This is a genomic window from Streptomyces sp. Z423-1, assembly GCF_013009255.1.
In the GTDB taxonomy this organism is placed as follows: domain Bacteria; phylum Actinomycetota; class Actinomycetes; order Streptomycetales; family Streptomycetaceae; genus Streptomyces; species Streptomyces gossypiisoli.
In genome coordinates this window covers 2,746,353-2,768,506 of the sequence record NZ_CP053109.1, presented here as the reverse complement: position 1 = coordinate 2,768,506, position 22,154 = coordinate 2,746,353, and the positions used below count along the sequence as shown (strand labels likewise).

The 22,154-nt window shown below is 69.1% G+C and carries 15 protein-coding genes, 1 tRNA gene and 5 pseudogenes; 14 read left to right on the top strand and 7 right to left on the bottom strand.

Annotated features, from left to right (window positions below; genetic code table 11):
- Window positions 1-11 precede the first annotated feature (11 nt).
- Window positions 12-730, top strand: a pseudogene (locus HJD23_RS12370) (alpha/beta hydrolase).
- 60 nt (window positions 731-790) lie between these two features.
- Here the strand turns inward: HJD23_RS12370 and HJD23_RS12365 are convergent.
- The 3 genes and pseudogenes from HJD23_RS12365 to HJD23_RS43740 all read right to left on the bottom strand — a co-directional run.
- Complete coding sequence (locus tag HJD23_RS12365) at window positions 791-1,936, bottom strand: low temperature requirement protein A (RefSeq protein WP_171118118.1); 1,146 nt, start codon at window positions 1,934-1,936, stop codon at window positions 791-793.
- A gap of 74 nt (window positions 1,937-2,010) precedes the next feature.
- Window positions 2,011-2,427 carry a hypothetical protein gene (locus tag HJD23_RS43745; RefSeq protein ID WP_240980984.1) on the bottom strand — a complete coding sequence of 139 codons (417 nt, stop codon included), beginning with the start codon at window positions 2,425-2,427 and terminating at the stop codon, window positions 2,011-2,013.
- A pseudogene (locus HJD23_RS43740) lies at window positions 2,428-3,378 on the bottom strand (NAD(P)/FAD-dependent oxidoreductase); the annotation flags it as partial.
- 290 nt (window positions 3,379-3,668) lie between these two features.
- Between HJD23_RS43740 and HJD23_RS12355 the strand changes: the two are divergent.
- From HJD23_RS12355 to HJD23_RS12345, 3 genes are all read left to right on the top strand, one after another.
- Entirely contained in the window at window positions 3,669-3,926 is a 258-nt protein-coding gene (locus HJD23_RS12355; protein WP_171118116.1) for a DUF1876 domain-containing protein, read from the top strand.
- A 707-nt stretch (window positions 3,927-4,633) separates the two neighbouring features.
- Window positions 4,634-5,209 carry a DNA starvation/stationary phase protection protein gene (locus tag HJD23_RS12350; protein WP_171118114.1) on the top strand — a complete coding sequence of 192 codons (576 nt, stop codon included), beginning with the start codon at window positions 4,634-4,636 and terminating at the stop codon, window positions 5,207-5,209.
- Window positions 5,210-5,540: 331 nt separating this feature from the next.
- Entirely contained in the window at window positions 5,541-6,257 is a 717-nt protein-coding gene (locus tag HJD23_RS12345; RefSeq protein ID WP_171118112.1) for a GPR1/FUN34/YaaH family transporter, read from the top strand.
- Between the two features lie 562 nt (window positions 6,258-6,819).
- On the opposite strand, the pseudogene HJD23_RS12340 reads toward HJD23_RS12345, so the two are convergent.
- A pseudogene (locus tag HJD23_RS12340) lies at window positions 6,820-7,414 on the bottom strand (hypothetical protein); the annotation flags it as partial.
- A 126-nt stretch (window positions 7,415-7,540) separates the two neighbouring features.
- Here HJD23_RS12340 and HJD23_RS12335 point away from each other — a divergent pair.
- The gene (locus HJD23_RS12335) at window positions 7,541-8,104 is read left to right on the top strand and encodes a helicase (protein ID WP_232108010.1); all 564 of its coding nucleotides are present in this window, start codon (window positions 7,541-7,543) and stop codon (window positions 8,102-8,104) included.
- Window positions 8,105-8,421: 317 nt separating this feature from the next.
- On the opposite strand, the gene HJD23_RS12330 is transcribed toward HJD23_RS12335, so the two are convergent.
- The gene (locus tag HJD23_RS12330) at window positions 8,422-8,835 is read right to left on the bottom strand and encodes a PIN domain-containing protein (protein ID WP_171118109.1); all 414 of its coding nucleotides are present in this window, start codon (window positions 8,833-8,835) and stop codon (window positions 8,422-8,424) included.
- Window positions 8,832-9,094: pseudogene (locus HJD23_RS12325) on the bottom strand (CopG family transcriptional regulator). The gene HJD23_RS12330 and the pseudogene HJD23_RS12325 overlap by 4 nt, the downstream one beginning before the upstream one ends.
- A 183-nt stretch (window positions 9,095-9,277) precedes the next feature.
- On the opposite strand from HJD23_RS12325, the gene HJD23_RS12320 reads away from it, so the two are divergent.
- On the top strand, window positions 9,278-10,582 hold the full coding sequence (locus tag HJD23_RS12320) for a site-specific integrase (protein WP_197973900.1): 1,305 nt from the start codon (window positions 9,278-9,280) through the stop codon (window positions 10,580-10,582).
- 144 nt (window positions 10,583-10,726) lie between these two features.
- Window positions 10,727-11,947, top strand: a complete 1,221-nt coding sequence (locus tag HJD23_RS12315; protein ID WP_171118107.1) for a hypothetical protein — start codon at window positions 10,727-10,729, stop codon at window positions 11,945-11,947.
- Window positions 11,948-12,304: 357 nt separating this feature from the next.
- Here HJD23_RS12315 and HJD23_RS12310 read toward each other — a convergent pair.
- Window positions 12,305-12,376: transfer RNA gene (locus HJD23_RS12310), tRNA-Arg, on the bottom strand.
- 120 nt (window positions 12,377-12,496) lie between these two features.
- Between HJD23_RS12310 and HJD23_RS12305 the strand changes: the two are divergent.
- The 7 genes and pseudogenes from HJD23_RS12305 to rho all read left to right on the top strand — a co-directional run bounded on the left by HJD23_RS12305 (window position 12,497) and on the right by rho (window position 21,987).
- Window positions 12,497-13,016, top strand: a pseudogene (locus tag HJD23_RS12305) (response regulator).
- A gap of 135 nt (window positions 13,017-13,151) precedes the next feature.
- Complete coding sequence (gene nrtL / locus HJD23_RS12300; protein WP_171118106.1) at window positions 13,152-14,423, top strand: ArgS-related anticodon-binding protein NrtL; 1,272 nt, start codon at window positions 13,152-13,154, stop codon at window positions 14,421-14,423.
- Between the two features lie 16 nt (window positions 14,424-14,439).
- Window positions 14,440-15,831 carry a diaminopimelate decarboxylase gene (gene lysA / locus HJD23_RS12295; protein ID WP_171118103.1) on the top strand — a complete coding sequence of 464 codons (1,392 nt, stop codon included), beginning with the start codon at window positions 14,440-14,442 and terminating at the stop codon, window positions 15,829-15,831.
- A gap of 146 nt (window positions 15,832-15,977) precedes the next feature.
- Window positions 15,978-17,270 carry a homoserine dehydrogenase gene (locus HJD23_RS12290; RefSeq protein WP_171118101.1) on the top strand — a complete coding sequence of 431 codons (1,293 nt, stop codon included), beginning with the start codon at window positions 15,978-15,980 and terminating at the stop codon, window positions 17,268-17,270.
- A gap of 6 nt (window positions 17,271-17,276) precedes the next feature.
- Window positions 17,277-18,335, top strand: coding sequence for a threonine synthase (gene thrC, locus HJD23_RS12285; RefSeq protein ID WP_171118099.1), 1,059 nt, complete (start codon window positions 17,277-17,279; stop codon window positions 18,333-18,335).
- A 277-nt stretch (window positions 18,336-18,612) separates the two neighbouring features.
- Entirely contained in the window at window positions 18,613-19,557 is a 945-nt protein-coding gene (thrB, locus tag HJD23_RS12280) for a homoserine kinase (protein ID WP_171118097.1), read from the top strand.
- A gap of 405 nt (window positions 19,558-19,962) precedes the next feature.
- Window positions 19,963-21,987, top strand: a complete 2,025-nt coding sequence (rho, locus tag HJD23_RS12275; RefSeq protein WP_171118096.1) for a transcription termination factor Rho — start codon at window positions 19,963-19,965, stop codon at window positions 21,985-21,987.
- The last annotated feature ends 167 nt before the right edge of the window (window positions 21,988-22,154 follow it).

Genomic DNA, 22,154 nt, shown 5'->3' with positions numbered 1-22,154 from the left:
AGAAACCGGACATGACCACGTCCACCTCCACCGTCGTCCTCGTCCACGGCGCGTTCGCCGACGCGGCAAGCTGGTCCGGGGATATAGGGAACTGCAGCGTCACGGCATCCCGGTGATCGCCGCGCCCAACCCACTGCGGTGACTTGCCGCCGACGCCGCCTACATCGCCTCCGTGACCTCCCAGATCGACGGCCCCGTCATCCTGGTCGGCCACTCCTACGGCGGCGCGCTGATCACCGTGGCCGGCACCACCGAGAACGTCGTCGGGCTCGTCTACGTGGCCGCCTACGTCCTGGAGGAGGGCGAGAGCCTCGGCGAGCTGCAGGGACGCTTCCCCCTCTCCCCACTGGTGAGCAACCTGAAGCAGTGGACGTACCCCGTTGAGGGCGGTGCCCCCGCGATCGAGGTCACCATCGCTGCCGACGCGTTCCCGTCCGTCTTCGCCGCCGACGTGCCCGCCGACGTCACCAAGGTCCTGGCCATGGCCCAGCGGCCGCTGGCCGCTGCCGCGTTCGAGGAGACGGCCTCGGCGGCGGCGTGGAAGACCAAGCCGTCGTGGGCCCTCGTGGCCGGAGCGGACCAGGCGATCAACCCCGAGGTCCAGCGGTTCGGGGCCAAGCGCGCCGGGGCGACCGTCGTCGAGATCGCGGGGGCGTCGCACGCGGTCGCCGTCTCCCAGCCGAAGGAAGTCGCCGACCTGATCCGCGACGCGGTTCGGGCGACGAGCTGACCTGGGGTACACCGCGCTGCGCGGACGAACTCGTTCGTCCGCGCAGCTGTGTTTTCCACCTCAGTGCCGCTCCCGTCCGGTCCGGTCGGCCACCGTGACCACGGCGACCAGAGCCGCCCCCAGCAGACCGGCGATCAGGGCCGGCGCCGGGGAATGAGCGGCCGCCACGACAGTGATCGCGACAGCGGGATACGCGAACTGCTCGACGCCGCTGTGTTGGTGCGGCCGAATGTGTACGGCCCACACGGTGATCAGGAAGATCGCCACCGGCAGGGTGACCGCGGTACCCGCTGCCGCCGAGGGCACCTCGGTGCTGCGCGTGACCAGCTCGGCGTACGCCGCCAGGCCAGCGCCCGCGGCAGCTGCGGAGGCGAAGATCAGGTAGTGGCCGTACGCCCAGGTGAACCTCTTGCGATGGGCCTGGTGCGTCGTGGCGAGCAGCGTGTGCGCCGGTCTGGCGAAGTACAGCCACCACATGGCAAACACCATGAGTAGCCCACCCGTTGCCAGCATGTACAGCGCACCGGCGTCGTGGCTCCGATCGAAGGCACTGCGCACCGCTGCCGCGGCGGCTGCGACGGACTCACCGAGCACGATGAGGGTGAACAGCTCGTAGCGCTCGGCGATGTGGTGCGGATGCCACGGGGTCATCCCGGCGGACTGCGCCCACACCGGGACGGAAACCTCGGCAACGATCAACACGAGGATGGCCGGCAGCTGTACCCGGGCCGGAAGGACGAGCATCCCGGCCCAGCCGATCTGGCAGCCCGTCACTCCGGCGGCGAAGCGGAGAGACGTTCGACGCCGATCGGGGTCCGATCGCGCGGCGCGCAACCACAGGACGGCCAGGGCCGTACGGAGGACTGCGTATCCCAGGGTGATGACGCGCAGGTCGCCTTCCTCGAACGCCCGCGGGACGCCGGCGGCGAGAATGAGGGACCCCGTGATCTGGACCAGCACCGCCAACCGGTACGGGACGTCGTCAGGGTCGTAGGCGGAAGCGAACCACGTGAAGTTCATCCACGCCCACCAGATGGTGAAGAACACCAGCGCGAAGCGCAGGGAACCGGCGAAGTAGTGCCCGCCGGTCACCGCTGTACTCAGGCTCGCGGATGCCTGCGCCACCGCGATGACGAAGCACAGATCGAACAGGAGCTCCAGCGAGGTGGCGGTCCTGTGCGGTTCACCGGGGTCCCGGCCCAGCATGGTGCCGTGGGGTTCCCCGTGCCGTCCCCCCGGCCATCGCCCGGCTCGCTGCGTACGCACCGGGGACAAGCGGCTCAGCGCAGGGCTCCCAGAGCGGCTTCCACGGTCCGGTGGAAGGTGGGGTAGGTGTAGATCATGTGCCGGAGGCGTTCGACGGGCACTTCCGCGTGGACGGCGACGTTCAGCCCGTACAACACCTCTCCTCCCGCCGGTCCCGCCGACGTCGCCCCGATCAGCACGCCCCGGTCGGCATCCTCGACCAGCTTGATGAACCCCTCGTTGCCCGGCCCGTGGATCCAGCCACGCGTAGAGGAGGCGATCGGCAGCAGGCTGGTGCGCACCCGCAGGCGTCGGTCGCGCGCCTGCCGCTCGGTCAGTCCCACGGCCGCGATCTCGGGGTCGGTGAAGGTGACCCGGGGCAGCGCACGGTAGTCGGCGTCGGGGCCGGGCCACCCGAGGATGTCCCGTACGGCGATCTCCGCCTGATACATGGACACATGCGTGAAATCGCCGTGGCCGGTGATGTCACCGATAGCCCAGAGCCCGTCCCCGGCCCGCATCTGCCCGTCCGTGGGCACGGTCTGTGCCGAAGAGTCGAGCCCGGCCGCGTCGACGCCCAGCGCGGCGAGGTCGGCGCGGCGCCCGGTGGCGACGAGAAGCCGTTCGGCGCGCAGCGGCTCCAGCTCGCCCTCGACGTGGACGATGAAGCCGGTGCCGTCATGACCGACCTGCCGGGCCCGGGCCGAGGTGAGAATGGTGACGCCGTCCTCCCGAAGAACCTTCTCGGCCAGCTCACCGGCTTCCGGTTCCTCCTGCGCCAGCAGCCGGTCCTGCCCCTCCACCACGGTGACCGCGCACCGGAAGCGGGCGAAGACCTGGGCGAGTTCCACGCCGATGGCGCCTCCTCCGAGCACGATCATCGAGGCCGGCAGCTCCTTGGCCGCCATCGCGTCCCGGTTGGTTCAGTACGGCGTCGAGGCCAGGCCCCGGACCGGGGGAATCCGCGGCCGGGTGCCGGTGGCCAGGACCACACCCTGCCGGGCCTGGAACGTGCGTCCGCCGACCGTTACCTGCCGTGGCCCGGTGAGTCGTCCCGTTCCGCGCACGAGCCGGACGCCCTTCGCCGCGAGCCGGTCGGCGGCCACCTGGTCGTTCCAGTCATCGGTGGCCTCGCCCCGGATACGTCTGGCAACGCGGCTCCAGTCGGGAGTCACCTTCACTTCACCGGCGAGGAACGGCACGCGGCCTGCCTCAGCGAGCAGGTTCGCGGCCCGGATCATCATCTTGCTGGGCACACACCCCCAGCACGGGCACTCGCCCCCGACGAGCTCCGTCTCGATCTCCACCACATCCAGCCCGGCCTCCGCCAGACAGCCCGCGACGTACTCGCCGCCGGGCCCCAGCCCCAGCACGACCACATCGGCCTGCTCGCTCACGCTCATGCCTCTTCTCGCCGCTCGTCGGCTCACCCCGCCAGCGAGAAGTTAGAGAGAGCGAGGCACAGGGACGCGCCCGCCAGCGCACGGGGACTTGCCCGAGAACGAACACCAGGCACCGGACCTTCGCTCAGTGCGCTGCCGAGCAGTCCGCGTGCGCTGTTGGGCAATGCGTCTTCCGCGTGGGCGCCTAGCGTCACTTGTGCACAGATTTTCCGGAACTTCTGGACCGTCAAGCAGTCTCCTCTTGGTCTGTCCTACGAAACGCCTATGAAGTCCCCACGGGAGTGATCACCATGGCGAGCAAGCGCTGGACCGTTGAGATCGACATCACAGAGGAAGGTGACGACACCCGTGCCCGCGCGGTGCTGGCCATCTCGGAGGACGCCACGATCAGCGGCACCGGCGTGGCCCGCCGGAACCCGATTGACCGACCGGTTCCGGAGATCGGCGACGAACTCGCCGTGAGCCGTGCGCTGGAGGATCTCGCGATCAGGCTGCATGACGTCGCCTCTGACGACATTGTGGACCTTGCCGGACCGGTGCAGCCGTAAGTTCGGCCGCGACCTGTGCGTAGGGGTGTGGCCCGAACACCACAGGGGCAGGTGCCGTGCCCGCGGAGGGCGTGGACGCCACCACGTACCGGCGTCCTCCGGGCACGGGCCGCCGCAGACCTGGCTCGAGTCCGCAGCCACCGGCCGAGGCTGTCCCCTCGAACGGTCGCTCGGTGGTGCGGAGCTGTCCGGATCAGCTTTGAGCGGCGACCGGGCCTCCAGCTGCGCCTGCTTGGCACACAGGCGCCGACCGAGTCCGTTCGTGCCCGAGGACCGCAGGGTCCAGTGGCTTGCCTCAGGTGACACTGCGCCACGTTGAGCTGCAGCTTGATCGGGTGGCCGCCCTGATCTCCGGCGATGACCGTGACGACGAACGGCTGGCCTTGCGCGGTCTGCCGAGAACTTCCGTGCGAAGGCCGGGTCTTCGTGGCACTTCCACCTTTCGGGCAGCCGGTTCCTTTGATGGCAAGCCACGCATCACAGGTGAGGAGAAGGGCGAGCAGGTTCCCGTCCCCGATCACCACAGGGCGAGGCATAGGACCGTGCCCGTCGGCGCACAGGGCTTGCCCGAGAACGAAACGCCGGGCAGGGACTTCTCGCTCAGTGCGCTGCCGAGCAGTTCGGTATGCGCTCCTGGGCAATACGTCCTGCTTGCAGGCGCTTAGCGTCACTCGTGCGCACAAAGCCCACACCGCAGGAGGCGGATCATGACCACCAGCACCCAGCACGTGAGCAGCCAGCCGTGGCTGCATCAGAAGGGCGAGATCATCCAGGAGTTCGGGACGGTCAAGCAGTTCCCGCTCGGCCTCTCCTACGAGGCACGTATGTACTCCTGCCAGCGCCTCAACAAGGTCCTGGCGGACACCCAGATCCTCTACAGCCTCTACAAGAAGCACCACTGGCTGGTGCGCGGTGCGACCTTCTACCAACTGCACCTCGTGCTGGACAAGCACGCCGGGGAACAGCTCGCGCTCGTCGACACTCTTGCCGAGCGGGTGCAGACCCTGGGCGGTGTCGCGGTGAGTGATCCCCGGCACGTCGCCGAGATCACGTCGATCCCGCGCCCTCCGGACGGCGTGGAGGAAGTGCCCGTCATGCTCTCGCGGTTGCTGGCGGCACACGAGACGATTCTCGCCGACGCCCATGACTCGGCGTCCCGCACCGGAGAGTTGGGTGACGACGGCACCAACGACCTGCTTGTCTCACAGGTGATCCGGACTGGCGAACTGCAGGCGTGGTTCCTGGCCGAGCATCTGGTCGACACACCCCTGGTCCGTGCCTGAACAGGTGTGAGCCGCCGGCGCTCGCGGCAGCGGCTCGGCGCAAGCAACGCCGCGTCGCGCCGTTACGCGGCGTGGGTCGGCGGTCTGCGTGGCGCGGGCTCCTTGGCGGGAACCGGGCGCCCGCCCTTCTACGACCGCGCCACGCAGGCATCACTGGCGATCAGCAACTTCCACGTCACACGGAGCGGGCTCGACTGCGTGCTGGAACGGCGTGCTGGAACGGCGTGCCCATGGTGGGGCAGACACTGGAGACGCCCCGAGTGTCGCATGCCGACTGTCGCGATAATCAGCCCTCGCTCCCTTGTGAATACGACTTACAGGAGAGTTCACCATGACGAGCAGTCCCCAACCGGCTGGCGAACGGGCCGAGCCGACAGGCAGACATTTCGAACCGGACCTGCGGCCGATGACCCGCATCAACCTCCACCCCATCGCCTCCCCCATGCCTGTCGGATTCTTCGCGGTGGCGATCGCCTCCGTCATCGTCGGAAGCTTGCAACTGGGCTTTCTGGGCGACGACGCTCATCGGGCGGTCGCCCTGACGATCCTTCCGGCCTTCATCTTGCAACTGATCGTCAGCATCCTGGCGTTCGGGGCGAGGGACGTCCTCGCGGCGACGCTCATGGCGTGCTTCTCGGGAACCTGGCTGGCGAGCTCCCTGGTGCTGGCCATCAATCCGCCGGCGGGTACCGAGGTGCTCGGCGTGCTCAATCTCGTGTTCGCTGTTTTCGCCCTGATGATGGCGACCGTCGCGAACCGCAAGCGTGCGATGTGGTTCGTGCTGTGTGTGGCTGTGCCGCGCTTCGCAGTGGCCTCGCTCTTCAACTTCACCGGTGCCACCTGGCTTGGCTACATTTCCGGAGCTTTCGGACTGCTCCTCGCGGGTGTGGCCATGTATGCCGCGTTTGCTCTCATGCTGGAGGACATGAGAGGCGAGGAGGTTCTGCCCGTAGGACGTCGGGGCCCGGCGCACGACGCCGTGGAAGGGGATCTGGCTGTGCAGCTGCGCAACCTCGAACGTCAGGCGGGCGTGCGACGGACGCTGTGAGTCGTTAAGTAGATTCAGCGGACGGATCGAACAGGCGGGGCAAAGGGCTGAGCTTTCAGTGGGCGTTTGATGTTGATCCGAGTCGGCCCTTTCAATCCAATTTGCCGTATTCGTCACCGGCGGGCATTTCTAAACCAGACGGAATTCGAGCGGCAGGTGCGAACTAAACGGGCGGTCCGATCGTCGCCTCGTTGTGCGCGAATGTGCTCCTATGGAGCGAAATACGTCGAAAGCCGCCGACCTCAAAGGCGGCACATAACTGCTTGACCTCCCTAAACACTCACTGAGTGGGTGTTTAGGGATGTTCAGAGGGATGTGTCACCTTTGAGGCCGGCGGCTTTCGTGACGCTTCGCCCTGTAGGAGCGCATTCGCGCACTCCGAGGTGCTGATCGGACCGCCCGTTTAGTTCGCACCTGCCGCTCGAATTCCGTCTGGTTTAGCAATGGGATGGAAGCTCCCTACTGGTAGGGAGCTTCCAGGTATTTCAGGCCATGCACGTTGGTAATAAAACCAGGCAAAGCATGTTGAAACGGTCGGTGCGAATCAACATCAAACGCCCACTCAGAGGGTGTTAAGTCCGTTTCTGGTAGCGGCCTCCCGCACACGAGGCGCCGCACCAGGGGAATGAACCGTGGGCGGCGTCCCGCGATCATGGACCGGGTCCACGCGGAAGGTCCACGACAGCTCCGGCTCGGTCACCGACCGGAGAGCGCGGCGGACCGGCGGGGCACACATCAGGGTGACGGCCGCCGCGGTTGCCAGTGACAGGACGACCTTGCCCGCGGGGTCGTGCAGCCAGAGGTGGGTCTCGAAGACGCCCACATATTCGGCCCCCTTGATGAGGAAGCCGTACAGCAGGTAGCCGCAGATCGTGCCGGCGCCCAGCACCGTGAACCACATACGCCGGCCAGGCACCAAGGACAGGAACGCGGCCGTCAGCAGCAACGCGCTGACGAACGTCACGACCGTCATGACCGACCCGCCCACGAAGGCTCTCCGAGGTCTTGGGCGCTGTCGCTGTGCGCGAACCAGGCCACCCGCGCGTGGTGGCCGCCCAGTACGCCAAGACGAGAGCGCCTACGAACACCGGCACGGCCAGCAGTCGGACTTCACGGCGCCACACCAGTGCCACATGTGCCGGCCTCAGGCACAGGCCGCTGCGCGCGCTGTTCTCCTGCAAGATGACGATCCTCGGGGACGCCAACCAGTCGGTGAACCCGTTCAGCTCCTCCTCCCTGCCGGTGATCCGTGACCTCTTCCCGGAGGCGGACTGTCTGGAGCTGTGCAGGAGTTACCGCTCCACGTCCGAGATCACGGATTTCGCCCAGCACATCTCGCGCAACGACAACCTCGTCCCGATCGAGCGGCACGGGCTGCCGCCGCAGGTCGTTGCCGCGCTGACCGCAAGGCGCAGGAGGCGGAGATCCTGGCGCGCATCGAGCGGCACCGGCGAAGCGAGTACCGCTCCCTCGGCATCGTCTGCAAGACCGTCGCGCAGGAGCTGTACCGGACCCTGTCGGCGGCGGGCGTCGACCTGACCTTCCTCGACTACGACAGCACGGAGTTCAGCGCCGGCACCATCATCACCTCGGCGCACATCGCCAAGGGACTGGAGTTCGACGCCGTGATCGTCCCGGACGGGGACGACACGAACTACGCCACCGAAATGGACAAGTGCATGCTCTGCATCGCCTGCACCAGGGCCATGCACGAACTCCACCTGACCCACGCCGGACCGGTCTCGCGCTTTTTGGAGTTCACCAAGGAGCCTGGGAGTCGTCTCGGCGTTGTCGATCCCGAGACGGCGGAGATGCCCGATTACGCGACCGCCGCACGAGTGGGCTGACCCCGGCAAAGAGCAGCACCGGCATGTCGTACCCCGTCTCAGGTGATGCTCGGTGAGCGTCTCCAGCGACTCCGGGATGATCTGGCGGTTCACTCACTCGGCGCTGTCCAGGTGGCTGTGTGCCGGGTCGGACCCGGCCGAGGTTGCCCGCGGACAGCGTCGAATTCCTGCTGAGCCAGTACGCCAAATGCCTGCACGACCCGCAGTCCATCAACAATCAGCGTATCGAAGGGCTCCCGAGCGCCTACGACCAGTCGCTCGAGCTCGATCAGCAGCGGCTGGGCCGAAGGCGCTGCCCAATCGGCGAGAGGACCGGATCAGACCTTGATCACGGTGGCTCGTCGGCCGCACAGCGCGGTCAGGTCCTCGGGATCCGAGGTGAGGATCGTGACCGGGCCCGGGGCGGCGAGGGCGGTCGCGGCGAGCATGGCGTCGATGGCGTACTTGTGGCCGTGCAGGCCGGCGTCGGCGAGGAGGGCGGCGGCGTGGCGGGCGATCGGCTCGGTGACCGGTTCGACGACGAGGCGGGACAGGGTCCACTCCAGGGCCGGGCGGTTGATCCGAGGGTGGACCACCTCTACGAGGGTGGCTGAAGACGTGATGACCCGGAGGTCGTCGGCTCGGGACAGCGCGAGCCATCCCGTGACGGACCGGTCACGCAGCACGGCCTTGGCGAGCCCTTCGCTGTCGAGGACCATGGTGCCGCTGGGAAGGGCGGGGGAGCGGGTCACGCGGCGTTCGACCCGCCCTGTGTCTGCTGCCGGCGGGCCTGGTTGAGATGGTCGCGCAGCGCCTGGATCTCCTCGTCCGTGACGGACCCGTGCTCGGCCTCGGCGACGGAGATCAGTTCGTTGAGGTTGTCGCGTTCGATCTGCCGGGCCACGGCGGCGGCGACGTAGGCGGACAGGCCGGAGGGGCCGCTGCGGGCCTTGGCGGCTTCGGCGATGTCGCGCGGCATGGTGATCGAGTACTGCCGGTAGGCTCACTCATGCTACTTATCCTACCCCTTGTCCTCCCAGGTCTGGGCTTCTTGACTTGACCATCGATGCTGCTGAGGGCGCCAATGCTCCCTGGGCCTGATGCGTTCACCTGCTCAGAGAGGTGGTGGATGTTATGAGGAGTCCGGTATTTCAGGGGCGCGGAGTCCCCGTGAGGAGGCGCGGGGCAGGGACCGTGATTGCCGTGCGGCCTGGCGGAAGCCGGTCTGCGGGAGGTGCGACGGACATCAGCGCTCTGGCCGACGAACTCGGTACCGCGCTGGTCCGGGCCGTCAGGCGGAGCGCTGCCGATGAGTCGGCCTCCGGGGGAACGGGGCACGGCTCGGTCTCAACCAGCTGGTACGCCTTTGCGCTCGACTATCTGGAGATGCGCTGGCCGCAGGTCGCAGCGAAGACCCGCAACGAGACCAGTGACGCACTGTGCGCGATCACCCTGGCGATGCTCCGGGACGTGCGAGGCCGCCCAAATGACGAGCTGCTGCGGCAGGCGCTTCGAAACTGGGCGTTCGTCGTTCCCCGGCCGGAGTTGCGGACGGCGCCTGCCGACGTGCGGCTTGCGCTGCGCTGGGCGGAGAGGGCGTCACGCCCGCTGGCCGACCTGATGGATCCGGCCGTGACACGGGCCCTGCTGCAGACCCTGCGGCTGAAACAGGACGGCACGGTCGCAGCAGCCGAGACCCAGCGGCACAAGCGTATGACCCTCGTGAACGCCGTACGGTATGCGATCGAGCAAAGCAAGCTCGGCAGTGATCCGATCGCTAATGTCAACTGGCGGATCGCCGAGACCGTCAAGCAGGTTGACCCGCGGGTGGTCGCCAACCCCGCCCAGGCTCGCTCCCTGCTCTGCGCCGTTGCCTACGTCGGAAGCTACCGGCGGGCCCGTGGACGGCGGCTGGTGGGGCTGTTCGCCGGCATGTACTTTGCCGGGCTGCGTCCCGAGGAGGTGGTCGCGGTGACCCTGCCGGATTGCGTCCTGCCTGCGGAGGGCTGGGGCAGGGTGATTCTGCACATCACTCGGCCCCAGGCAGGCAAGAAGTGGACCGACACAGGGAAGCTTCACGATGAGCGCGGGCTGAAGAGCCGCCCACCCGGAGATACCCGTCCGGTGCCGCTGCCGCCCGAGCTGGTGGCGCTGTGGCGAGATGCCCTCGACGCCTTCGGCACCGCCGATGACGGCCGCCTGTTCTTCAACGAGCATGGCGGCATCGTCGGCTCCTCCACGTACGACGGTGTCTGGCACGAGGCCCGTGAACTCGCCCTCCCACCCGATCTGGTCAGCTCGCCACTCGCGGCCCGCCCTTACGACCTGCGCCACTCGGCCCTGTCCACCTGGCTGAACGCAGGCGTCGATCCCACCGAGGTCGCTGACCGCGCCGGCAACAGCGTCGAGGTCCTCATGACCCGCTACGCCAAGTGCCTGTACGGGCGGGCGGCCATCGCCAACCAGCGCATCGAAAGGCTGCTGCTCGAATACGACTGAGCAGACCCCTGGCCGCTGTGGGCAGGACACACCCCAGCAACGCAACTGCCATTCGTCGTGGCAGGGTGCCATACCGTTCCGCACGCGGGGTCGCCGGTTTCGCTGCGGCCCCGTGGGCAACGGCCGTGGATTAATGTCGAGCGCATGACCGTCCCAGAGACCGGAACGCTGTCCGTCGCGCTCGGCCGCTGCATCAGCGCGGGCACGCCACTGGGCCCTTTCGAGGGCACCAGATTCCCGGGCCTGACGACGGCTTCGGACACAGGGCTCATTCACGCAGTGGAGGACTGCCCCCACCTGCGCAAGGCATCTTCGGTGCGCGCCGTCGGCTTCAGCCTCGACGCTTTCTCGCTGGAACGGCTCTGCACGAACTGGAGCTGCCGCTGGGCGGTGCCCGACGACGGACGCTGGCCGGTCTTCCTCGACGCCCTTGATGCTCTGTCGCGGCTGTGGTCCAAAGAAGAGGAGGAAGACACCCTTCCGAGCGAGGCGGACGTCGTCGCCGCGGCGGGTCTGCTGTCGCTGGGCGAGTTCCCGGAGGACGAGGACGACGCGGACGCATGGGAGCGCCACGTGGAGGCCAGGGTGTGCAGAGACGACCTGCTGGCCTTGTGGCGGAAAACGCAGCATCGACTGATCACGGCCGGCGACGGCCTGGCAGCGTGCCCCTGGCTGCGATCCCGGGCCGAGGTCCGGATGATGGCCTGGGCCGAGCGCGCCGAGGAGGAGCGGCGGCTGCTCACGCGGTTCTTCGCTCCTCGGACGCTCGCCGACGGCGCGGCGGTCGCGTCCCTCGCTGCCCCCGCGCTGACCGCTGACACCGACTTCGGGGTCTTCGGCTCCGAAGCTCCTCAAGTGCTGCGGAGGATTTGGCGGGCGTGGTTGGCCGGAGCCCGGGGAAACGCCAAGCCGCTTGCCGAGGCCGCGATGGCGGCCGAACAAGAGCTGCACGAAGCCCTGGGGCGCCGCCGCAAGGGGCGCGACGAGGCCGAGGAATCGCTTGCCCGGCTGACCACGGCCTGGGCCGAACAGGCCCGCCTCGCGGCGGCCGAGCGGTCAGCGGGGCGCCCGTGGCGACTGATCGCCGTACGGATCCCGCCCCAGCAAAGGTCCCCGCATGGCAGGGGCGTGTACGACCCGCTCACCTCATGGGATCTGGCGGTCGTCGCGGTGTACCAGGTGGCCGTGGACTGGTACCGGGGAACCGCCGCCCTGTGGGTTCCTCAGGGCATCGGCGAACAACTCCTTGCAGCGGAGGGTTCGATGAAGGCCGTCGACCTCCTCCTAGACGCCGAGGACTGGGCCGCACCGGCTTTCGCTCTTCTGGCGGCCTGGGAGCCGGAACAGCGCGACGTCGTGGCGTGAGGACGACCTTGTCCTACGACACTGTGCCGCTCGGCAAAAGACACACGGCCATCCACCATGTTTGCCCGCACGGCACGACTTTCCGGTAAGCCGCAGGTCGCAGGGGGTATGACCAGCGTCCGAGCGATCCGTCACGGACTTTCGTCCCATGCATGTCCCACACATGTTCCTTCACTCCGCTTGTGGGACGGCTGATGCGTGTTCCTTCCTGCCCTGGTCGTCACAAAACCCCTGGTCAACGCGTTGAAGACAGTCACCTGCGCACAATTGCTCACGGTCAGGTAGGCCGTTGCAGTTTTGGCATGCACAGAAAAGGCCCTGACCGGCGTTTTCGCTGGTCAGGGCCTTGATGGGATGTGCCCCCGGCAGGATTCGAACCTGCGCACACGGCTCCGGAGGCCGTTGCTCTATCCCCTGAGCTACGGGGGCGTGTCGGTCGCGGTGGTCGCGGCGACGGGTAGAACACTACCAGCTCCTTCGGGGTGTTCATGAACGGGTTTGCTGGGGGGCCGCCCCGAGGTCACGGAGAGTGCGGGTCGCCCGCAGGGGGTGGAAGTGGGGAAAACCCGGACGCGGTGGCCGGTCCGGACCTACTCTCGAAGTTGTGCCAGGCGCGTCGGGCCGGGTGCTTGTTGTGGACGACAACAAGGTCATCCGGCAGTTGATCAGGGTCAACCTCGAGCTGGAGGGCTTCGAGGTCGTGACCGCGGCCGATGGTGTCGAGTGTCTGGATGTCGTTCATCAGGTGCGGCCCGACGTCGTCACGCTCGACGTCGTGATGCCGCGGCTGGACGGACTGCGTACGGCCGCCCGGCTGCGGGCGGATCCCCGGACCCGGCAACTGCCCCTCGCCATCGTCAGCGCCTGTACACAGTACGAGGTCGAGAGCGGCCTCGACGTCGGTGTCGACGCCTTCCTCGCCAAGCCGTTCGAGCCCGGCGAACTGGTGCAGCTGGTGCGGCAGTTGATCGAGCGAGGGGCAGACAGGCGTCCTGACGGCGGTGATGCCGGGCGGGGTGAGTTGTTCGGGGCCGCCGAGGCCGAGCGGGCCGGGCGTGCCGGTGGTTGAGCGGCGGGCGGTCGGCCGGTGGCGCCGGGTGCCGGCGGTCACGTACACGTGACGTACTTCTGACGTCGTCCATATCCCGGACCAGCGCCCAAACCGGCTCGCATACCCACCCCCCTCCTCCCATACGCTTGTCCCGTGACCCCCGTCGAGCTCTCCCGCACCGTGCTGCACGCCGTGCGTCGCGCTGTCGACGAGGGGGAGCTGAGCGTGACCGTGCCTGCGCGCGCCGTGGTCACGCCGCCCGGCCCCGGCGGTTGGGGCGACTACGCCACCAACATCGCCCTCCAGCTCGCCCGCCCCGCCGGCCGACCGCCCCTGCGAGTCGCCGAGGTGCTGCGGCCGTATCTCGCGAGCGCGGAGGGTGTCGTCGGCGTCGAGATCACCGGGCCCGGCTTTCTGAACATCGCCCTGGAAAGCGCCGCCTCCGCCGAGGTCGTCCGCCGCATCCTTCGTGATGGGCCCCGCTACGGGCACAGCGACGCCCTCGCCGGGCAGGTCGTGCACCTGCACGCCCCCTGCGAGGTGCGCGCCCTCGTCGTCCTGGACGCCACCGCCCGCCTCCTGCGCTCCCAGGGCGCCCACGTCCGCACCAGCTGCGACGCCCGGCCCGAGCAGGAGTGGGAGGCCGTGCTCGGCGTCCACGTCGATGCCTACGGCGACCTCATCGACCTCAACAATGCCAATGGCAGCAACGGCAACGTTCCCAAGAGCAGCGCCGACAGCCACGGCAGCGACGGCAGCCACAACAGCGACCGCAGGGACAGCAGCGACAACCCCGTCACCCTCCGCCTCACCGCCGCCCCCACCACCCCCCTCCTCCTCTCCCGCGCCCTCTCCCGCGACGCCGCCCGCTGGGCCCTCCTCCACCCCGCCCCGCACGACCGCCCCCGCATCACCCCCGAGCACCTGGTCCAGCGCGAGAGCAACCCCCTCTTCCGCGTCCGTTACGCCCACGCCCGCATCCGCGCCCTCACCCGCAACGCCGCCGACCTCGGCTTCACCGCTGACCCCGGCATCACCGCCGACCCCGGCATCACCGCCAACCCCAGCACCAACGCCGACGACCCCAGCATCAATGCCAACCCCAGCACCAACGCCGACCCCAGCATCACCGCCCACCCATGCACCATCGACGTACCGCCCACCACCGAGCACCTGCTCCCCACCCTCGCCGACCACCCCCGCATCCTCACCACCGCCGCCACCCACCACGCCCCCGACCGACTCGCCCGGCACCTCGTCAGCGTCGCCGATGCAGTTCTCCCCCTGCTGCCCACCGTGCTTCCGCGCGGTGCGGAGAAACCCTCGGCCGCCCACCGGGCCCGGCTCGCGCTCGCCGAAGCCGCCGGGACGGTGCTGGCCGGCGGCCTGTCCCTGCTCGGCATCGACGCACCCGAACACCTCTGAGAGAGCCCAAAGAGAAATGAGCCGTTCCGCACACCCCGCCGGGCCCCGTCACGCCGACGTCCTCCCCGAGGGTCACTACAGCGCCCCGCCCGCCGACCTCAACGCCCTCGACGGCAAGGTGTGGGCACAGACCGTCACCCGCGACGCCCACGGCGTCGTCACGGTCGGCGGTGTCCCCGTGACGCGGCTCGCCGAGGAGTTCGGCACCCCCGCCTACATCCTCGACGAGGCCGATTTCCGCGCCCGTGCCCGCGCCTGGCGTACCGCCTTCGGGCACGACGCCGACGTCTTCTACGCGGGCAAGGCGTTCCTGTCGCGGGCCGTCGTGCGGTGGCTGCACGAGGAGGGGCTGAACCTGGACGTGTGTTCCGGCGGTGAGCTGGCCACCGCGCTCTCCGCCGGGATGCCCGCCGACCGCATCGCCTTCCACGGAAACAACAAGTCCAAGGACGAGATCCGGCGGGCCATGGAGGCCGGCGTGGGGCGGATCGTGCTCGACTCCTTCCAGGAGATCGTCCGCGTCGCCCACATCGCGCAGGAACTCGGCAGGCGGCAGCGGGTGCAGATCCGTGTCACCGTCGGGGTGGAGGCGCACACCCACGAGTTCATCGCCACCGCCCACGAGGACCAGAAGTTCGGCATCCCGCTGGCCGGGGGACAGGCCGCCGAGGCCGTACGACGGGCCCTTCAGCTCGACGGGGTCGAGCTCATCGGGATTCACAGCCACATCGGCTCGCAGATCTTCGACATGTCCGGCTTCGAGGTCGCCGCCCACCGCGTCGTCGGGCTGCTCAAGGACATCCGGGACGAGCACGGCGTCGAGCTGCCCGAGATCGACCTCGGCGGTGGCCTCGGGATCGCGTACACGAGCGACGACGATCCGCGCGAGCCGCATGAGATCGCCAAGGCCCTGACCGAGATCGTCACGCGCGAGTGCGAGGCCGCCAAGCTGCGGACTCCGCGCATCTCCGTCGAGCCGGGGCGGGCCATCGTCGGGCCCACCGCCTTCACGCTCTACGAGGTCGGCACCATCAAGCCCCTCGACGGGCTGCGGACGTACATCTCCGTCGACGGCGGCATGTCGGACAATATCCGTACCGCGCTGTACGACGCCGAGTACAGCGTCGCGCTCGTCTCCCGCAGCTCCGACGCCGAGCCGATGCTGGCCCGCGTCGTCGGCAAGCACTGCGAGAGCGGCGACATCGTGGTGAAGGACGCGTTCCTGCCCGCCGACCTGGCACCGGGTGACCTGATCGCCGTACCGGCCACGGGTGCCTACTGCCGGTCCATGGCCAGCAACTACAACCACGTCACCCGCCCGCCGGTCGTGGCCGTGCGGGACGGCGAGGCGCGTGTGATCGTTCGCCGGGAGACGGAGGAGGACCTCCTGCGTCTCGACGTCGGCTGAGCCGGACAAAACGCCGGGTGGAAGATCTCCTGTCTTCCACCCCCGGAAAAATGAAATAGACGTCTCACGATCCGGACGAGGGATAGAAACTCCCGTCCGGTGCGTGAGACTGGTCCCACCGTAGACGGTAAGAGAAACGAGGTCGGATGATGCGTACGCGTCCGCTGAAGGTGGCGCTGCTGGGCTGTGGAGTGGTCGGCTCAGAGGTGGCGCGCATCATGACGACGCACGCCGACGACCTCGCCGCCCGCATCGGCGCCCCGGTGGAGCTCGCGGGGGTGGCCGTACGGCGTCCCTCCAAGGTTCGTGAGGGCATCGACCCCGCGCTCATCACCACCGACGCCACCGCCCTCGTCAAACGCGGCGACCTCGACGTCGTGGTCGAGGTCATCGGCGGTATCGAGCCCGCCCGTACGCTCATCACCACCGCCTTCGAGCACGGCGCGTCCGTCGTCTCCGCCAACAAGGCCCTCCTCGCCCAGGACGGCGCCGCCCTGCACGCGGCCGCGGAGGAGCACGACAAGGACCTCTACTACGAGGCCGCCGTCGCCGGTGCCATCCCGCTGATCCGCCCGCTGCGCGAGTCCCTGGCCGGTGACAAGGTCAACCGGGTGCTCGGGATCGTCAACGGGACCACGAACTTCATCCTCGACAAGATGGACTCGACCGGCGCCGGCTACCAGGAGGCCCTCGACGAGGCCACCGCCCTGGGGTACGCGGAAGCCGATCCCACCGCCGACGTCGAGGGCTTCGACGCCGCCGCCAAGGCCGCCATCCTCGCCGGTATCGCCTTCCACACGCGCGTGCGCCTCGACGACGTCTACCGCGAGGGCATGACCGAGGTGACGGCAGCAGACTTCGCCTCCGCCAAGGAGATGGGCTGCACCATCAAACTGCTCGCCATCTGTGAGCGTTCGAAAGACGGAGCCTCCGTCACCGCGCGCGTGCACCCGGCGATGATTCCGCTGACCCACCCGCTCGCCTCCGTGCGCGGCGCGTACAACGCCGTGTTCGTGGAGTCGGACGCGGCGGGGCAGCTGATGTTCTACGGCCCCGGTGCCGGTGGCTCCCCGACCGCCTCCGCCGTCCTCGGCGACCTCGTCGCCGTCTGCCGCAACCGGCTGAGCAACGCCACCGGCCCCGGCGAGTCCGCGTACGCCGCGCTGCCCGTCTCGCCCATGGGCGAGGTCGTCACGCGCTACCACATCAGCCTCGACGTCGCCGACAAACCGGGTGTTCTCGCCCAGGTGGCCACCGTGTTCGCGGAGCACGGGGTGTCCATCGATACGGTTCGGCAGCAGGGGAAGGACGGCGAGGCCTCCCTCGTCGTCGTCACGCACCGCGCCTCCGACGCCTCCCTCAACGGGACCGTCGAGGCGCTGCGCAAGCTCGACACCGTGCGGGGTGTCGCCAGCATCATGCGGGTTGAAGGAGAGTAACCAGCAATGACCCACCAGTGGCGCGGAATCATCGAGGAGTACCGGGACCGGCTGCCCGTCTCCGACACCACGCCGGTCGTGACGCTCCGCGAGGGCGGCACGCCCCTCGTGCCCGCGCAGGTGCTCTCCGAGCGCACGGGCTGCGAGGTTCACCTCAAGGTGGAGGGCGCCAACCCGACCGGGTCCTTCAAGGACCGCGGCATGACCATGGCCATCAGCAAGGCCAAGGAGGAGGGGGCCAAGGCTGTCATCTGTGCCTCCACGGGCAACACGTCCGCCTCCGCCGCCGCGTACGCCGTGCGTGCCGGGATGGTCTCCGCCGTGCTCGTGCCGCAGGGCAAGATCGCCCTCGGCAAGATGGGCCAGGCCCTGGTGCACGGCGCGAAGATACTCCAGGTCGACGGCAACTTCGACGACTGCCTCACGCTTGCCCGCGCGCTGAGCGACAACTACCCCGTCGCGCTGGTCAATTCGGTCAACCCGGTACGTATCGAGGGCCAGAAGACCGCCGCGTTCGAGATTGTCGACATGCTCGGCGACGCCCCCGACATCCACGTCCTGCCGGTGGGCAACGCGGGCAACATCACGGCGTACTGGAAGGGGTACACGGAGTACGCCGCCGACGGCGTCGCCGCCGGGACGCCCCGCATGTGGGGCTTCCAGGCCTCCGGTTCCGCGCCCATCGTGCGCGGCGAGGTCGTCAAGGACCCCTCGACCATCGCCACCGCGATCCGGATCGGCAACCCCGCCTCCTGGCAGCACGCGCTCAACGCGCGGGACGAGTCCGGCGGTCTCATCGACGAGGTGACGGACCGTGAAATCCTGCGCGCCTACCGCCTGTTGGCCGCGCAGGAGGGCGTCTTCGTGGAGCCCGCCTCCGCCGCCTCCGTGGCCGGTCTGCTGAAGGCCGCCGAACTCGGCAAGGTCGACCCGGGCCAGCGCATCGTGTGCACGGTCACCGGAAACGGCCTCAAGGACCCCGACTGGGCCGTCGCCGGCGCACCGCAGCCGGTCACCGTTCCGGTGGACGCGGCCACCGCTGCCGAGCGCCTCGGGCTGGTCTGACGTACCGCTTGACCCAGGGCTTCCCCTGGAAGGGGGGCACAGGGGGCTTACGACACGCATCGTGCGCCTCCTGTGCGCCCTATGTCGCCACAGAACCTTCCTTCGATAGGCTGTACTGAACCCGTCCCCCGCATATGCCTCGCATAGGCAGGGCGCCGCGCCGTCGTCGTGGTCTCCGGAGTGCATCCCCGGAGTGATCGGACAACGGCCCGAAGGGTTCGTCGTACGTCATCGAATGTCTTCGACAGTCACGCAGCTCAAGGAGAGTCATCGAGCGATGGCCGGTCCAGCGTTCCGCGCCGCCGCCGTACGGGTGCGCGTCCCCGCCACCAGCGCCAACCTCGGCCCGGGCTTCGACGCCCTCGGCCTCGCGCTGGGGCTCTACGACGACGTGGTCGTCCGGGTGGCCGACTCCGGGCTGCACATCGACATCGCGGGTGAGGGCAGCGAGACGCTGCCGCGTGACGAAAACCACCTTCTCGTACGCTCTCTCCGCACTGCCTTCGATTCCCTGGGCGGACAGCCGCGTGGCCTGGAAATCGTCTGCGCGAACCGCATTCCGCACGGCCGTGGCCTGGGCTCCTCCTCGGCCGCCATCTGCGCCGGAATCGTCGCCGCCCGGGCCGTGACCATAGGCGGCGAGGCCCGCCTGGACGACACGCGTCTGCTGGAGCTGGCCACCGAGATCGAGGGGCACCCGGACAACGTCGCGGCCTGTCTGCTCGGCGGTTTCACGCTCTCCTGGATGGAGGCCGGAGCCGCGCGGGCGATCAGGATGGATCCCGCCGATTCCATCGTTCCGGTGGTTTTCGTGCCCGGGAAGCCGGTCCTGACGGAGACCGCGCGCGGCCTGCTCCCGCGCACCGTGCCGCACGTCGACGCCGCCACCAACGCGGGCCGTGCCGCGCTGCTCGTCGAGGCCCTGACCAGGCGCCCCGAGCTGCTGCTGCCCGCCACCGAGGACCGGCTGCACCAGGAGTACCGCGCGCCCGCCATGCCCGAGAGCGCGGCCCTGGTGGAGCGGCTGCGGGCCGACGGCATCCCCGCGGTCATCTCCGGCGCCGGACCCACCGTGCTCGCGCTGGCCGACCAGGGCACGGCCGACAAGGTGGAACAGCTGGCCGGCCCGGACTGGGCGGCGAACCGGCTGGCCCTGGACGTGCCGGGAGCGAGCGTGCTGCCGCTCGCGACCAGCGGCGCCGACGCGACGAGCGCCGATTAAAAGCACGCGATTGCCGGATTTCGAGAGGGGGAATGTTTGTTGGATCCGGTAGTGTTAACCTCAAGTCTGCACCCGACCCCACCATGGCGAGGTGCCTCGTGTCCCAGTCCGGGACAGACATTCTTCCGGGAGCTCCCCAAGCCGCCCTGTGTTTCGTACCTCGTACGCGGGCAGTACGTCGTACGTCGACACTGAGCGGTCCGACGGGCACGCTCCGGAACCGGTGCGACCACGCCACGTGACACTGGGTGCCACGGCTCAAGGAAGCGCCATCACCAGATATTTCCTCCGCCGTTCAGGCGGACCACCGCCCCGGCACGGTTCAGTCAGCAAGGACCGAAGCCGGACAGCACAACCGGTCGCCGAGCCAGACAGGCCGACGTCCGCTCCAGGGAAGGACCCTTCGTGAGCGACACCACCGATCTGATGGGCGCACGTGTCGAGGAGACCGCTGCCGCGCCCGCCACGGACGCCTCCGCGCCTGCCACCGGTGCCGGCTCCCGGCGGCGCCGCGGTACCGGCCTCGAGGGCATGGTGCTGGCCGAGCTGCAGCAGGTCGCATCCGGCCTCGGCATCAGGGGCACCGCGCGCATGCGCAAGAGCCAGCTGATCGAGGTCATCAAGGAGGCGCAGGCAGGAGGGGGAGCCCCGGCGAAGACCGCCGAGGCCGCCACCGAGACCAAGCCGAAGCGCCGCGCCACGTCCAAGGCGCGCACCGGCGAGGAGGCCCCCGCCGAGAAGGCCGGGAAGAAGGCCGAGGCGCCGGCCGAGAAGGCCGTGGCCCAGCAGCAGATCGAGATCCCCGGCCAGCCGGCCGGTGGCACGGGCCGCGATGGGGGCACCGCCGGCGCGAGCGAAGCCGAGCGTGGGGGAGAGGCCGAGCGTGGGGGAGATGACGCCCCCGCGGAGCGCCGCCGTCGCCGCGCCACCGCCGAGGCAGGCAGCCCCGAGACCGTCACCGCAGAGGCCAAGAGCGAGCCCAAGGCCGAGACACCCGCGCCGCAGCAGCAGCCGCAGGGCGAGGCCAAGGGCGACGCCGGTGAGGGCGGCGAGGGCCGCCGCCGCGACCGCCGCGAGCGCGGCCGGGACCGTGACCGCCGTACCAAGGGCGACGACCAGCAGCAGAACCAGGGCCAGGGCCAGCAGCAGCGTCAGCAGCAGGGCGGCGGCCAGGGTCAGAGCGACGACGACTTCGAGGGCGGCCGGCGCGGCCGTCGCGGCCGCTACCGGGACCGCCGGGGCCGCCGGGGCCGTGACGAGATGGGCAGCGAGCCGCAGATCGCCGAGGACGACGTCCTGATCCCGGTCGCGGGCATCCTGGACATCCTCGACAACTACGCCTTCATCCGTACGTCGGGCTACCTGCCCGGGCCGAACGACGTGTACGTCTCCCTCGCCCAGGTCCGCAAGAACGGCCTGCGCAAGGGCGACCACATCACCGGCGCGGTCCGTCAGCCCAAGGAAGGCGAGCGGCGCGAGAAGTTCAACGCCCTCGTCCGGCTGGACTCCGTCAACGGCATGGCGCCCGAACACGGCCGCGGCCGCCCGGAGTTCAACAAGCTGACGCCGCTGTACCCGCAGGACCGCCTCCGCCTGGAGACGGACCCCGGCGTCCTCACCACCCGCATCATCGACCTGGTCTCGCCGATCGGTAAGGGCCAGCGCGGTCTGATCGTGGCCCCGCCGAAGACCGGCAAGACCATGATCATGCAGGCGATCGCCAACGCGATCACGCACAACAACCCCGAGTGCCACCTGATGGTCGTCCTCGTCGACGAGCGTCCGGAAGAGGTCACCGACATGCAGCGGTCGGTCAAGGGCGAGGTCATCTCCTCGACCTTCGACCGCCCGGCCGAGGACCACACCACGGTCGCCGAGCTCGCCATCGAGCGCGCCAAGCGGCTGGTGGAGCTGGGTCACGACGTGGTCGTGCTGCTGGACTCGATCACCCGCCTGGGCCGTGCGTACAACCTCGCCGCCCCGGCCTCCGGCCGCATCCTGTCCGGTGGTGTCGACTCGACGGCCCTGTACCCGCCGAAGCGCTTCTTCGGTGCGGCCCGCAACATCGAGGACGGCGGCTCGCTGACCATCCTCGCCACCGCCCTGGTGGACACCGGGTCCCGCATGGACGAGGTGATCTTCGAGGAGTTCAAGGGCACCGGCAACGCGGAGCTCAAGCTCGACCGGAAGCTCGCCGACAAGCGCATCTTCCCGGCGGTGGACGTCGACGCGTCCGGCACCCGCAAGGAAGAGATCCTGCTCGGCGCCGAGGAGCTGAACATCGTCTGGAAGCTGCGCCGGGTGCTGCACGCGCTCGACCAGCAGCAGGCGGTCGAGCTGCTCCTCGACAAGATGAAGCAGACGAAGTCGAACGCCGAGTTCCTGATGCAGATCCAGAAGACGACGCCCACCCCGGGCAACGGCGACTGAGCCTGCTCGCGACCGGTCTCCTGAAGGGCCGCATCCGTCACCTCGGTGACCGGATGCGGCCCTTCACAGTCTTCTGTGCAACCCTGCCCCGAGTTTCCCCGTCTGACCGGACAGAGCGACGATGGTGTGGTGCATGCCCATTCCTGACCGCAGGGGGTAAACCGATC

Bases quoted from the DNA above. Each gene is read 5' to 3' on its own strand.
- HJD23_RS12365 (WP_171118118.1), bottom strand. From the start codon at position 1,936: ATGCTGGGCCGGGACCCCGGTGAACCGCACAGGACCGCCACCTCGCTG.
- HJD23_RS43745 (WP_240980984.1), bottom strand. From the start codon at position 2,427: ATGTATCAGGCGGAGATCGCCGTACGGGACATCCTCGGGTGGCCCGGC.
- HJD23_RS12355 (WP_171118116.1), top strand. From the start codon at position 3,669: ATGGCGAGCAAGCGCTGGACCGTTGAGATCGACATCACAGAGGAAGGT.
- HJD23_RS12350 (WP_171118114.1), top strand. From the start codon at position 4,634: ATGACCACCAGCACCCAGCACGTGAGCAGCCAGCCGTGGCTGCATCAG.
- HJD23_RS12345 (WP_171118112.1), top strand. From the start codon at position 5,541: ATGACGAGCAGTCCCCAACCGGCTGGCGAACGGGCCGAGCCGACAGGC.
- HJD23_RS12315 (WP_171118107.1), top strand. From the start codon at position 10,727: ATGACCGTCCCAGAGACCGGAACGCTGTCCGTCGCGCTCGGCCGCTGC.
- lysA (WP_171118103.1), top strand. From the start codon at position 14,440: ATGAGCCGTTCCGCACACCCCGCCGGGCCCCGTCACGCCGACGTCCTC.
- HJD23_RS12290 (WP_171118101.1), top strand. From the start codon at position 15,978: ATGATGCGTACGCGTCCGCTGAAGGTGGCGCTGCTGGGCTGTGGAGTG.
- thrC (WP_171118099.1), top strand. From the start codon at position 17,277: ATGACCCACCAGTGGCGCGGAATCATCGAGGAGTACCGGGACCGGCTG.
- thrB (WP_171118097.1), top strand. From the start codon at position 18,613: ATGGCCGGTCCAGCGTTCCGCGCCGCCGCCGTACGGGTGCGCGTCCCC.